This window comes from Streptomyces sp. NPDC086080 (genome assembly GCF_044540255.1).
Classification (GTDB): Bacteria; Actinomycetota; Actinomycetes; order Streptomycetales; family Streptomycetaceae; genus Streptomyces.
Window position 1 is genome coordinate 112,345 of record NZ_JBITRU010000028.1, and the last position, 13,860, is coordinate 126,204.

Annotated in this window: 9 protein-coding genes; 7 read left to right on the forward strand and 2 right to left on the reverse strand. The window is 68.7% G+C overall.

Going from position 1 to position 13,860, the window contains the following annotated elements; genetic code table 11:
- The first annotated feature begins 28 nt into the window (after nt 1-28).
- From ACIF9R_RS28230 to ACIF9R_RS28260, 7 genes are all read left to right on the forward strand, one after another.
- Nucleotides 29-1,711 (forward strand): ABC transporter substrate-binding protein, encoded by a 1,683-nt coding sequence (locus ACIF9R_RS28230; RefSeq protein WP_125503743.1) that lies wholly within the window; start codon nt 29-31, stop codon nt 1,709-1,711.
- A gap of 101 nt (nt 1,712-1,812) precedes the next feature.
- Nucleotides 1,813-2,790 (forward strand): ABC transporter permease, encoded by a 978-nt coding sequence (locus ACIF9R_RS28235; RefSeq protein WP_125503745.1) that lies wholly within the window; start codon nt 1,813-1,815, stop codon nt 2,788-2,790.
- 16 nt (nt 2,791-2,806) lie between these two features.
- Nucleotides 2,807-3,748 carry an ABC transporter permease gene (locus ACIF9R_RS28240; RefSeq protein WP_125503746.1) on the forward strand — a complete coding sequence of 314 codons (942 nt, stop codon included), beginning with the start codon at nt 2,807-2,809 and terminating at the stop codon, nt 3,746-3,748.
- Between the two features lie 3 nt (nt 3,749-3,751).
- Nucleotides 3,752-4,705 (forward strand): ABC transporter ATP-binding protein, encoded by a 954-nt coding sequence (locus tag ACIF9R_RS28245; protein ID WP_125503748.1) that lies wholly within the window; start codon nt 3,752-3,754, stop codon nt 4,703-4,705.
- Nucleotides 4,702-5,745 carry an ATP-binding cassette domain-containing protein gene (locus tag ACIF9R_RS28250; protein ID WP_399985196.1) on the forward strand — a complete coding sequence of 348 codons (1,044 nt, stop codon included), beginning with the start codon at nt 4,702-4,704 and terminating at the stop codon, nt 5,743-5,745. Before ACIF9R_RS28245 ends, ACIF9R_RS28250 begins: the two co-directional genes overlap by 4 nt.
- Nucleotides 5,742-7,271, forward strand: a complete 1,530-nt coding sequence (locus tag ACIF9R_RS28255; RefSeq protein WP_125503752.1) for a glycoside hydrolase family 32 protein — start codon at nt 5,742-5,744, stop codon at nt 7,269-7,271. The genes ACIF9R_RS28250 and ACIF9R_RS28255 overlap by 4 nt, the downstream gene beginning before the upstream one ends.
- A gap of 86 nt (nt 7,272-7,357) precedes the next feature.
- Nucleotides 7,358-10,927 (forward strand): glycoside hydrolase family 32 protein, encoded by a 3,570-nt coding sequence (locus ACIF9R_RS28260; protein ID WP_125503754.1) that lies wholly within the window; start codon nt 7,358-7,360, stop codon nt 10,925-10,927.
- A gap of 269 nt (nt 10,928-11,196) precedes the next feature.
- On the opposite strand, the gene ACIF9R_RS28265 is transcribed toward ACIF9R_RS28260, so the two are convergent.
- Both ACIF9R_RS28265 and ACIF9R_RS28270 read right to left on the reverse strand, forming a co-directional pair.
- Nucleotides 11,197-11,349, reverse strand: a complete 153-nt coding sequence (locus ACIF9R_RS28265) for a hypothetical protein (protein ID WP_164555596.1) — start codon at nt 11,347-11,349, stop codon at nt 11,197-11,199.
- 475 nt (nt 11,350-11,824) lie between these two features.
- Nucleotides 11,825-13,860: type ISP restriction/modification enzyme (locus tag ACIF9R_RS28270; protein WP_399985197.1), on the reverse strand; the 2,036-nt coding region annotated here is incomplete at its 5' end.

The window sequence follows — 13,860 nt, forward strand, 5'->3', positions numbered from 1 at the left end:
TGTTGAAGAAAGGAAAAGAGTCTCCATTATGGCACCCTCCCGCATACCTTCACGGCGGCCCCGAGCCGTCCTGAGAGCGGTCACCGCGACCGCCGCCGCGGCCCTGCTCCTGTCCGCCTGCACGGGTGGCTCGGGCACCTCCGGCGCCGGGGACACCTCCGGCAACCAGCTGCTCACCATCCCGCGCGAGGATCTGGCGACGTTCACGCGCAACTTCAACCCGCTCTCCCCGCAGGCCGCCCCCATGACCAAGGAGGCCATCTACGAGCCGCTGGTCGTGCACAGCATGGCGAACGCCAAGGACACGCCGTGGCTGGCCACCAAGTGGGAAGAGGCGAAGGACGGCAAGTCCCTCACCTTCACACTGCGCGAGGGCGTCAAGTGGTCGGACGGCAAGCCGCTCGTCGCCGATGACGTCGTCTACACCTTCGAGCTGCGCAAGAAGGTGCTCGGCGGCCTGGAGTACCTCGACAAGGTCACCGCGGTCGACGCGCACACGGTGAAGTTCTCCTTCAACAAGCCCTTCTCGCCCGGCTTCTTCGAGATCGCCGGCCAGCAGATCATGCCGAAGCACATCTGGTCCAAGGTCAAGGACCCGGCGAAGTTCACCAACCCGAACCCGGTCGGCACCGGCCCGTACACGAAGCTGGAGAAGTTCCAGGCCCAGTCGTACGAGCTGCGCAAGAACCCCGACTACTGGCAGCCGGACAAGCCGCAGATCGCCGGTATCCAGATGCTCGCCTTCTCCGGCAACGACAGCGCCAACCTCGCCTTCACCAACGGTGAAGCGGACTGGACGCAGTCGTTCATCCCGGACATCGAGAAGTCTTTCGTGACCAAGGACAAGAAGCACAACCACTACTGGAACCCGCCCGCGGGCGCCATGATCAATTGGCAGCTGAACACCACGAAGGCCCCCTTCAACGACCCGGCCCTGCGCAAGGCGCTCAGCATGGCCGTCGACCGCGACCAGATCACCAAGGTCGCGATGAACGGCTACGCCGAGCCCGCCGACTGCACGGGCCTGGCCCGCACGTACGACAAGTGGCGCGACAAGGACCTCGCCGCGTCCTGCACCTGGACGAAGTACGACACCGACGCGGCAGCCAAAGCCCTCGACGAGGCCGGATACAGGGAGAGCGGCGGTAAGCGGAAGCTGAAGAACGGCAAGGACTTCACGCTCGACATCTCCGTCGGCTCCGCCTCCTCCGACTGGATCTCGGCCGCCAACATCATCAAGCAGAACCTCGCGAAGGTCGGCATCACCGCCACGGTGAAGACGCCCGACTGGGGGGCCGTGGTCAGCTCGTACGAGCAGGGCACCTTCGAGACCGGCATCGTGTGGAGCAACAACGGCGCCACCCCGTACGAGTACTTCCGCGACGTGATGTCGAGCGCCATGCTCAAGCCCGTCGGCGAGAAGGCCACCCAGAACTACCACCGCTTCGCCGACAAGAAGGCCGACAAGCTCATCGACGCCTTCGCCGCCGCCACGGACGAGAGCGAGCAGCGCGAGCAGGTCGACGCGCTGCAGAGGCTGTACAACGAGGACGCGCCCGCGGTGCCCCTGTTCACCGGACCCGAGTTCGGCGCGTACACCGACAAGCGCTTCACCGGCTGGCCGTCGGCGGACAACCCGTACGCCACCCTCGGCAACCGCAACTCCAGCACGATCCTCGTGCTCACGTCGCTGAAGCCCGTCAAGAGCTGACGCGAGTCCGCGCGGACCGGTGGCCGTCCTCCTCCCCGACCTGGACGGCCGCCCCCGCGCACCGCATCCCCGTTCACCCCCACCGACAGGGAGCACGAGCAGTGCGTCTCATCCTGCGCAACCTGGGGTTCTATCTACTCGCCTTCTGGGCCTCCATCACCCTCAACTTCCTGCTTCCGCGATTCATGCCGGGCGACCCGGTCTCCCGGATGTTCGCGCAGCAGGCAGGCGGGATGCAGCCCGAGCAGATAGCCCAGTTGCGGAAACTCTTCGGCCTCGACGACCGTCCCTTGTGGGAGCAGTACGTCTCCTACGTCAAGAGCGTCTTCACCGGCGACCTCGGCATCTCCATCTCCCGCTTCCCGACCCCGGTCACCGAGGTGATCGGCTCGCAGATCGGCTGGACGCTGCTGCTCGGCGGTACCGCCCTCGTCATCGCGGCCGTCGTGGGCAACCTGCTCGGCATCGTCGCCGCATGGCGGCGTGGCGGCGTCCTCGACTCCGCCTTCCCACCGCTCCTGATCTTCGTCGGCTCGTTCCCGTACTTCTGGCTGGCGATGGGCGCGCTGTACCTGTTCGGGGTGACGCTGGGCTGGTTCCCGCTGCGGCACGCCTACGACGCGGGTCTGACCCCCGGCGTCAACGCCGAGTTCCTGGCGAACGCCGGCACCCACCTCGTGCTCCCGGCCCTCACCGTCGTGGCCGTCACCGTCGGCAGCTGGATGCTCGGCATGCGCAACACCATGATCGCCACGGCAGCCGAGGACTACATCACCATGGCGGAGGCGAAGGGGCTGAGCCCCTCGCGGATCATGTTCCGCTACGCCGCCCGCAACGCACTGCTCCCCTCCGTCACCAACTTCGGCATGGGCCTCGGCTTCGTCGTCGGCGGCGCTCTGCTCACCGAGGTCGTGTTTGCCTACCCAGGCATCGGCTTCCAGCTGCTGGCAGCCGTGCAGGGTCTCGACTACCCGCTGATGCAGGGCATCTTCCTCACCATCACGGCAGCCGTGCTCCTGGCGAACTTCCTGGTCGACATCATCTACGTCCGCCTCGACCCGCGCGTGCGCGTCCGCTGAAGGGAGCCGACGAGACATGACCGCCGTAGACATCGCGGGCAAGACCCCGGCCGCAACCCCGCCGGCCGCGCCCACCGCGCAGGGGCCGGGCCGACGACGCGGACTGGCACGCCAGCTCCTCGGCAGCAAGAAGGCACTGTCTGGCCTGTGCCTGCTCGCCGTCTTCGCACTGCTGGCGCTGCTCGCGCCCGTCCTCGCCCCCGGCGACCCGTCCCTGATCAACTCCACGGGCAGCCAGGCTCCTTCGGGGGCGCACTGGCTCGGTACGACCACGAAGGGGCAGGACGTCCTCGCGCTCACCCTGTGGGGCGCGCGCTCCTCGATGTTCGTCGGGTTCACCGTCGGACTCGCAGCGACCGGCATCGCCATCCTGGTGGGCCTCGCGTCCGCGTACTTCGGGCGGCTGGTGGACGACGCGCTGACCCTGTTCACGAACGTCTTCCTGCTGCTGCCCGGCCTGCCGCTGCTGGTCATCCTGGCGGCGTTCCTGCCCCCGGGAACCTCCACCGTCGTCCTGGTCCTGGTGATCACCGGCTGGGCGGGCTCGGCCCGGGTGCTGCGCGCGCAGGCCAGGTCGATCCGCGGCAAGGACTTCGTGGCCGCCGCCGTCGTCACCGGTGAGCGCCCGCTGCGGATCATGTTCCGGGAGATCCTCCCCAACATGGCGTCCGTGGTGATGACCACTCTGCTGGGCTGTGTCGTCTTCGGCATCACGTCCCAGGCGGCGCTGGAGTTCCTCGGCCTCGGCGACAGCAGCGTCGTCAGCTGGGGCACCAACCTCTACTGGGCCAGCAACGACGGCGCGCTGATGACCGGCACATGGTGGGTCTTCGTCCCCTCCGGACTGTGCATCGCCCTCGTCGCCTTCGCGCTCGCCCTGGTCAACTACGCGGTCGACGAGATCACCAACCCGAGGCTGCGCTCCGTGAAGCGTCGACCCGTGAAGAGGAGGGGCTGAGCGATGGACCCCGTACTTGAGGTGCGTGACCTGCGGGTCGAGTACCGCGGTGACGGCCGTACGGTCGTCGGGGCGGACAACGTGTCGTTCGAGATCGGCGCAGGTGAGATCTTCGGCCTCGCCGGTGAGTCCGGCTGCGGCAAGTCGACCATCGCCAACGCGGTGATGCGGCTGCTGAAGCCCCCGGCGGAGATCACCGCGGGCAGCATCCGCTTCCAGGGCCGGGACGTCCTCGCCCTGGACGCACGCGAGCTGCGCGCCTTCCGCTGGCGGGAGATCGCCATGGTCTTCCAGTCGGCGATGAACTCCCTCAACCCCGTCCTGACCATCGGCGAGCAGATCGTCGACATCTTCACCACCCACGAGAAGATGAAGAAGCGGGCCGCGCGGGAGCGGGCCGGCGAGCTGCTTCAGCTGGTCGGCATCGATCCGGGAAGGCTGAAGGCGTACCCCCACCAGCTCTCGGGCGGCATGCGCCAGCGCGTGGTCATCGCCATGGCCGTCGCACTGCGGCCCCGACTGCTGATCATGGACGAGCCGACCACCGCGCTCGACGTGGTCGTGCAGCAGGAGATCATGGCGCAGATCCGCGACCTCCAGCGGGAGCTGGGCTTCTCCATCCTCTTCATCACCCACGACATGTCCCTGATGGTCGAGCTGTCGGACCGCATGGGCGTGATGTACGGCGGACGGATCGTCGAACTCGCCGACGCCAAGGACCTGTTCGCGGAGCCGCTCCACCCGTACAGCGAGGCGCTGATGAACGCCTTTCCGCCGCTGACCGGCCCGCGCCAGGAGCTCACCGGCCTCTTCGACGCCCCGCGCACTGCCGACAGCTGCGGCTTCCACGTCCGCTGTCCCGAGGACCGTTCGGACTGCTCCACGAACATCCCCGACCTGCGCGAGGTCGCGCCCGGCCGCTGGGTGGCCCGCAGCCTTGAAGGAGCCCCCCGATGACCGAAGCCCTGCTGTCCGTCCGCGGTCTGACCAAGGACTTCCAGGTCGGCACCGTCTTCTCCCGGCGCCGCGTCCGAGCCGTCAACGACGTCTCCTTCGACCTGCCGGCCGGCCGGATCACCGCCCTGGTCGGCGAGTCCGGCAGCGGCAAGTCCACCATCGCCCGCTGCCTCGCCCGCCTCGAACAGCCCACCGCCGGTGAGGTGTTGCTGGACGGCGAGGACGTCCTGCGCACCGAGCGGCGCCGGGCGTCACGGGCGTACCGCCGCAAGGTCCAGATGGTCTTCCAGGACCCCTTCGGCTCACTCAACCCCGTCCACCGCATCGAGCACTTCCTCACCCGGGCCCTCGTCCTGCACGGCCACTCCGCCACACCAGAGGCGCTGCGCGAGCTGATAGAAACGGTCGGCCTGACCCAGGACATGCTCCAGTCCTACCCGCACGAACTCTCCGGCGGCCAGCGTCAGCGCGTCTCCATCGCTCGCGCGCTGGCGGTGGAGCCGCGCCTCATCCTGGCCGACGAACCGACGTCGATGCTGGACGTCTCCGTGCGCGTCGGCGTGCTCAACCTGATGCGGCGCCTGCGCGACGAGCGGAACATCGCCATGCTCTACATCACGCACGACCTGGGCTCCGCCCGCTACCTCGCGGACACCACGATGGTGATGTTCGCCGGCGAACTCGTCGAGGGCGGCGACGCACTGGCCGTCATGGACGCCCCCGCCCACCCCTACACCCGCCTGCTGCTGTCCGCCGTACCCGACCCCGAACGGGCCGGCAGCTACGACCCCGTAGAACGCGCCAGGCTCCGCGAGGAGATCCTCAACCCCACGTCCTGCCCCTACGGCGACGACGGCACGTGCAGCCTCACCGAGCCCGTCCGCCACATCGTCGGCGAGATCGACGGACAACCCCACTGGGTGCGCTGCCACCTGCGCGCACCCGCCTCCGACATCGCCCGCCGCGTCCTCAAGGCCACCGACCGGCCGGACGTCGAGGCCACCGACGACACCGAGAAAGCGGAGACCACCGCCGCATGACCCACGACCTCACCCTCCCCTCCGGCACCCCCACCGCCGAGGGGCTGGCCGAACGCGCCCTGCGCGACCCCCACCGCCCCCGCTTCCACTTCACCTCGCCCGGCGGCTGGCTCAACGACCCCAACGGGCTGAGCCACTGGAACGGCGTCTACCACCTCTTCTACCAGTACAACCCGCTCGCTGCCGCCCACCACCGCATCCACTGGGGCCACGCCACCAGCACCGACCTCGTCCACTGGACCGACGAACCGGTCGCCCTCGTCCCCGGCACCACCGGCCCCGACCGCGACGGCTGCTGGTCCGGCGTCCTCGTCGACGACGGCGGAGTGCCCACGCTCGTCTACTCGGGCAGGCACGGCGAGCATGAGCTCCCGTGCGTGGCCAGGGGATCGGCGGATCTGAGGTACTGGACCAAGGACCCAGCCAACCCGGTCATCACCGCCCCGCCGGAGGGCATCGATATCACGGCCTTCCGCGACCACTGCGTGTGGCGGGAGGGCCAGCTGTGGCGCCATCTGGTGGGCTCGGGAATCCGGGGTGCCGGCGGAACGGCCTTCCTGTATGAGTCGGACGACCTGCGCAGCTGGCGCTACGTCGGCCCCTTGCTGACGGGTGACGCTGCACAGAACCGGGGCGAGCTCGACTGGACCGGCACGATGTGGGAGTGCGTCGACCTCTTCCGGCTCGGCGAGGACGAGGAAGTCGGCAGCACCGACGTGCTGGTCTTCTCCGCCTGGGACGAGGGCACCACCCACCACCCCCTGTACTGGACCGGCCGCTACCAGGGCGACACCTTCACGCCGACCGGCCTCCACCGCCTCGACTACGGCGGCCGCTACTTCTACGCCCCCCAGTCCACCCGTGACGAGCACGGCCGCCGCATCATGTTCGGCTGGCTCCAGGAGGGCCGGACGGATGAGGCGAACGCGCTGGCCGGCTGGTGCGGTGTGATGTCCCTGCCGAGGGTCGTCACGCTCGCCACGGACGGCGGCCTGCATCAGGCCCCGGTGCCGGAGCTGACTGAGCTGCGGCGGGAGCGCGTAGAGGTGGCTCCGGGGCGGTTGGCCGACCCGTACACCCGGCTGCACACTGTGCACGGGGACCAGTTGGACATCGAGACGACCCTGCGTCTCGCTCCCGGAGCGACCGCCCGGCTCGTCGTCCGTGAGACACCGGACGGCGCGGAACGCACGGTCGTGGAGGTGAGCCGGTCGCACGACGGAGCGGGCACTCTCCGTCTGCACCGCGAGACCAGCAGCCTCGACCCGACGGCCGACACTGAACCCCGGTACGGAGAGGTCCCGTCGGGCTCCGACGGGCGGGTCGACCTGCGCGTCCTTGTCGACCACTCCGCACTGGAGATCTTCGCCAACGGGCGTGCCCTGACCGCCCGCATCTACCCCACCCGCCCGGACGAGGCCGTAGGCGTCGGTATCGGTGCCGACGGCGACGTGGCCCTGGAGCGGTTCGACGCCTGGCAGATGGCGTCGGCCTTCACCGACGGACCCCGGCCGCTGTGGCCGTGACGGTCTTACACACGACCACGGCCCGCGGGGTGGACGTCCCCCCCGGGCCGTGGCCCACCCTTCCCTGTTCTCCCTCAGGAGCCGCCATGAGCGTGTCCCGCCGTACCCTCCTGCTCGCCGGAGGAACCGCCGCCACCCTGCTGCCTCTCGGAGGCATCCTCCCCGCAGCACAGGCCGCCCCGAGCGCCGCCGGAGCGACCCCCGCCGCCACCCCGGTTCCCGACCCCATCCCGGTCACCGGCACCTGGACCCGCACCTCCGACGGCGGCCAGAAGGCGACCGCTGGCCGTCGCGGGCCCGCCCTCGCCCTGTCCGAGCAGCAACTCGCGACCAATGGCATGTATGCGGCCCGCGTCACACCCCAATCCGCCGCTTCGGTGGGCGCGTTGGTGTTCCGGGCGGCCCTGGACGGCTCGGCCGGATACGCGGTCGCCCTCGACCCGGGCCGTGCCCGCATACGGCTCTACGACCTGGCCGGCGGCGACACACTCGCCACCGCTCCACTTCCGGGCGCGCACGCCGGAAAGCCCTATGACCTCGAAGTGGCAGTCGACGGACCCGAGCTGGCGGTGTACGTCGACGGCAAGCGGATCCTGCACACCGTTGACCACCGCCACGACACCGGCTCGGTGGGCCTGCTCGCCCAGGGCGGCAAGGTCACCTTCGGCGCCCCCTCCCTCTCCTCGGTCACCACCAACCTCACCGGCTGGACCACGAGCGGCGGCACCTGGGCAGCGAGTCCGCTGGGCTGGCGCGCGGCACCGACCCAGGGAGCCACCGCCCGCGCCATCACCACGACCAAGACCTACGACACAGCGCTCCAAGCCGACCTGCTCCTGCACGACGCCTCCGCCATCGCCGCATTGCTCGTACGCACGGACGCCAAGGCCACGCGTGGCTACGGCGTCCAAGTCGACCCGGAACAGGGCAGGCTGCGGCTCTATCGCATCGACGGCAACGTCACCCTCGGCACCTACGCGACCACCATCAAGGCTGACACGGTCTACCGCCTGCGCGTCGAAGCCGAACACGACGAGCTGCGCGTGCACTGGCAGACCAACTTCCTCTCCCCCGACGGCTACGCCCCCGTCATCACTGCCCAGGACTCCACCCACACCAAGGGCCAACTCGCCGTCACGGCATCGGCTGGCGAGGTGTCCTTCGAGAACATCGCCGGCGCCGACCTCACCACCGGCCTCCAGGGCTGGACGGCCCGCTCCGGCACCTGGACCCCCGACCTGCGCGGCATCCGCGGCGAGAACGGCCTGCGCACGGCCCCCTTCACCGACGGCGACCTCGTGGCGAGAGCCGACATCACACCCGGCGACCGCTCCTCCTCGGCCGGCCTCGTCCTGCGCGCGACCGCAAACGGCTCCGGCGGCTACGAAGCCCGCCTGGAAGCCGGCCGCGACGCCGTCGTCCTGCTGGACCGCTCCTCCGGCACCCGCCTCGCCTCCGCCACCGGCCCGGTCCGACCAATCACGGCCGGAAGCACGTACCGCGTCGAGGCCCGCGCGACGGGCACAACCATCGAGGTGTGCGTGGACGGCGTACGGGCGCTCAAGACTCGCGTGTCCCGCACCAAGGGCGCCACCGTCGGCACCGCGGCCGCGCACGGGACGTCGTACTTCCAGAACGTCGAGATCCACAGCACCGCCGACTATTTCACCGAGCCGTACCGCCCCACGTACCACTACTCCCAACTCACCGGCTCCACCAGCGACCCCTGCGGCCTGCTGCACTACGACGGCGAGTACCACCTCTTCCACCAGGACGAGGGCCGCTGGGCGCACGCAGTCAGCACCGACCTCGTCCACTGGCAGCCCTTGCCGATCGCCCTGCCCTGGAACGCCTACGGCCACTGCTGGACCGGCTGCGCGGTCGTGGACGCCGACGACACCTCCGGTCTCTTCGACGGCGGCTCGGGCCTGATCGCGTACTACACGAGCTACCACCCGGACAAGCCGGGCGGGAACGCCAGCGTGCGCATCGCGTACAGCAAGGACAAGGGACGCTCCTGGCAGCTGCACGGCGGCTCTGCCCCGGCCGTGCAGAACCCGGGAGGCCCCGACGCCGGCTGGACCTTCCGGGATCCGAAGGTGATCCGCGACGAGGCCCACGACCAGTGGCTGATGGTCGTCTCCGGCGGCGACCATGTCCGCTTCTTCACCTCCAGCGACCTCCTCGCCTGGACCCAAGTCAGCTCCTTCGGCTACGGCGACTGGGTCACCCCGGGCGTCTGGGAGTGTCCCGACTTCTTCCCGCTGCCGATCGACGGCGACAAGGACAAGGTGAAGTGGGTCCTCACCCTGAGCACCGGTGCCGTACGCGCCACGAACGGCTCGGCCGCCCAGTACTTCACGGGTGACTGGAACGGCACCAACTTCGCCCCCGACCAGAAGCCCGGCACGGTCCTGCGCGCCGACTCCGGCCGCGACTACTACGCCGCCATGTCCTTCTACGGCCTGCCCGACGACCGCCGCGTCTGGCTCGGCTGGATGAGCAACTGGGACTACCCCTTCAGCGCCCCGACCGGCGGCTGGAACGGCCAGCTGAGCACCCCCCGCGAACTGACCCTCACGGACACCGCCGACGGCGTACGCCTGGCGCAGCGCCCGGTCCCGGAACTGGTAACGCTGCGCACGTCCACCACGAACCGCAAGAACCTCGCCGTCGGCCCCGACTCCGCGAACCCGCTCGCGGGAGTCCGGGGCATCGCCTACGAGATCGAGGCCGAGATCACCCTCGGCACCGCCAGGGAGATCGGCTTCCGGCTCCGGACCGACGGCGACCAACACACGGCAGTCGGATACGACGCCGAGGCGCAGGAACTGTTCGTGGACCGCTCGGCATCGGGCCTGAGCGACTTCACGCAGTACTTCGCGGGCCGCACGACCGCGCCGATGAAGACGACCGACGGCCGCGTGACCCTGCGCGTGTACGTCGACTCGTCCTCGGTCGAGGCATTCGGCGCAAACGGACAGGCCGCCGTGACCAGCCTGATCTTCCCCGGTCCGGACGCCGACGGCATGGCCTTCTACGCCAAGGGCGGCACCGCACACATCGAGTCGCTCAAGGTGCACAGGCTGGACAGCACCTTCCGCCTGGTGAATCGGGTGAAGCCACTGGTGGCCGCCCCGACCGGCGGTGAATTCCGCTCGAACCTCGGCAAGCTGACGATCACCCCCGCCGGCCGCTGGTCGACGGACAGCGCGGGCCGCGCCGGAACCTTCGACAAAGACTCCAACGCGATCTCGGCTCGCACGGCGACGGACCTGGACCTCACCACCCTGGTCCGGCTCGGCGGCCCCGACCCGGACACCGGCGGCGCCCTCTCCCTCCTCTGGCGCGCCTCCTCCGACGGTGCCGACGCCTACTGCCTCAACATCGACCCCGACCTGCACGTGATCCGCCTGGTCGCCAAGGCCAACGGCTACTTCGACGACGCCGCCGCCCTCGCCCGCGTCCCCGCCCTGCTCCGCCACGGCACGACCTACCTCGTCCGCATCCTCACCGAGGGCGACCGCATCCAGGTATTCCTCAACGGTGAGCGGATCATCGACGTAACGGACACGACGTACACGAGCGGACACATCGGCCTCAACGTGTTCGGAGGGAGGGCGGCATACCAGGACGCCTACGCGAAGGAGCTGTGACCGCCGGTCATGCCGGCAGCAACCGTGACCGCAGAGGCTCCGCCCTCAAGTAGCCGACGGGTGGAGCACGTGGCCCGGCTGCTCCTGGGCGGACCGGATGTGGAAACTGACGGCATACAGCGCCTGCACCCCCGATGCCCTGTGCGACGACCGTTTCCCCCCTCGAAAGCGGTCAGGGCACCGCTCGGAGAGCAACCGTAATACCGCCGCGCCCAGGTCCGTAATGCCCTGGGCGGGGCTTCGAGGCCGAACGTCCGGTCAACCGAACGTCATAGCTGCTGGCCCCGACGGCCCGGATGATACGGGGAGCCGTCGTGCACGTGGAGGACGGCGCTCGCGGCGAGTTCGGCGACGACCAGGACGACCGCGTCGTGTGCCTCGGTGCCGTGCGGGTGGCCCCACTCGGTTACTGACTTTCGCACTCCGAGAACTGAGCTGCCCGGTGTGGTGCAAGATACCGAGATCACCCCGCGATGGCCCCGGTAACGCCCAGAGCCCCGAAGCGGGCGTCAGCCGAGCGTCAAGATTCCTCGAAAGAACCCCTGAAAGCGCCGCCGAAGCGACCGGCTCCCTCACGAAGTCGCAGGTCAGGCAACCTTCAAGGATCGATCCATCCATTCGACCCGCTGCATGGAGAGAAACAGGTCGGTCGCCGCGCCTGCGCCACAAAGCCGCAGGTCAAGCACCCTTCACGGCAGGCTCAAGAACTGCCACGCACTCCACGTGCGACGTCATCGGAAAGATATCGGCCTGAACGAGTCACGGAAAAGACCAGGTCAGAGCAGCTTTCTCGGCTCGCCGCGCAGCGTGAGTGCGCCCAGAGCGTCAAACGAGCGTCACGACTGGCCGGACGCACCCGCCCTCGGTACGGCAGGCGCGTCACCTTCATCAAGAGCTCTACGGATCTTGTCGCTTTCTGCGGGACGACCGCGCGGCGCCGGGGTTCCTACTCCTCCGTGGCAGCGTGGGAGCGTCGGCCGGAGACCTCTTCTCTACGGTGAGTGGCCTTACGGCGTGCGGCTCACGCCCCTCGATCCCCTCGGTCCCGGGGATAGGGTCGGTCTGCAGTGGTGCGGGAGCAGAACGCTGGGCGTTGTCCGGGACGGGCAGGACGTTCCGACGATGCAACTCGGCGACGCTGACCAGCGGCGACATGAGAACACGGTCGAGCAGTTCATTCTGAGCCGACTGCAGCTCGACCAGATGCCACAGAACGGACAACACGTACTGTAGTTCCTCACTCCAGGCAGGTAGCCACCGCTCGGGCCGGATGTGGTCCAGCTGGCTGACGGCTCTGCGAGACGGCGGTCCCGTCCTACGTTTCAACCAGCCGTCGAGAACGTTCTGTCCGCTGACCTGGTAATCCCGCATTTGCTGAGTTACCGCACCGAAAACTCCTTGGCCGAAGTGGAGTTCCAGACGGTCGGAGTCGTAGACGAAACTCTCGGGTAGTTCGTCCCTGCCGACCTGTCTCCGGTACGTGATCGCCGGCTGTGCGGTCGTCCAGACCTCCTGGGGTCCGCCGGGCCTCCCCGCCACCGGGTCCACGAGTCTCTCTCCGAAGGTGGAGGCCCAGATCACCTTCCGCCCGATGTGCAGCGCCTCCGACCACAGCGTGGCGTCACCGGTGAGCGGTACGCGGACGCCGACGGTGGTGAGTTCGTCATCGAAGCGGGACCGGAAACCAGGGTGGGCCGTGATCGCGGCGATGTACGCGAGCAAGTCCTCGGCGGAGACAGCCAGACCGCCGAAGGAGTTACGAAGGTGCTGGAGAAGGCCGGGGGTCACATTGGGGGTGCCGTCCTTCTGCAGGAAGGGGATCACCCTGCCACCACCCCAGCCGGCGAAGTGATGCATGTCCGGCATCAGCGCGGTGAACAGCGTGGCGGGGCCGTCACCGAACCGTTCTGAGTGCAGCTCCACGATGTGTATCTGGCCCTCGGCCCGGTTCTCCCACAGCTCCGGCGAGCACCTGTCAAGGACTCTGTTGTCCGGGATGATCCACTGCCGATCGAAAGGGCGGAAGGCCACAGGCACCGGCTCCGGACACTCGGGACCCGCCTCCAGCATCGACCGCCTTCGCTGTGCCGATCCCGGGAGCGGCTTGACCGGCCGGTCGATGGTACGGCCGCCTTTGGTCTCCCTGAACAAGGCACGCTTCTCGGCCAGGTCCGTCTCGGCGGTCAACCTCCGCCACCGGGAGCGCAGCGTATCGGGGTCCGCGGAGTAGACCCACGTCCGCTTGGGCAAAATGCCGGGCACTGTCCATGGCAGCAGATCATCCAATGCGGGATACGTATCCCATGCTCCGATGGCCGCAGGGGTGAACGGAGCATGGGCATCCTGACGCACCGGGCGCCACTGGTCACTGTCCGGCCCGAGAGCCTCGAGCTGTGCGTACTTCTCCTCACGAGTGCTGCCGTCCAGGGCGACGTACCTGATACGGGCAGGTTCGGTGTCGGCTCTGCTGCGGACGAACACGGCGATCGTCAGTTGCTGCTGAACGCCCTCGAAGAGGCGTGTCCGTAAAGGTGGCTGGATACCCTCGGGGCTGAGGTCAATGATCCAGCCCTCGGAACAAGTCTCACGCAGGTACTTCCTCATCCCTCGGAAACCGGGCCCGCTGAGGAAGCCCGCGGTACTGATGAAGGCGACGATTCCGCGGTCCGACTCGGAACGGTGCTGTTCGAAGACCTTGAAGGTGGCCCAGCGCCAGAAGTAGACGTACAGGTTCTTGAGCTTGTTCTCGTGTACTCCGTTTCTGCCACCAAGGCGGAAGGCATCGAGCAGGGGTGCTTTGTCATCCCCCTCGCGCCCCTTCTCCACCCAACCGCCCTCCCAACGTCGCTTCCTAAGCGGCTTTTTGTAGCTCGGTGTTGATCTCCTTCTCGGGGTCGAGGCGGTGGATGTGGATGTCGTGGGTGACGCGGCTG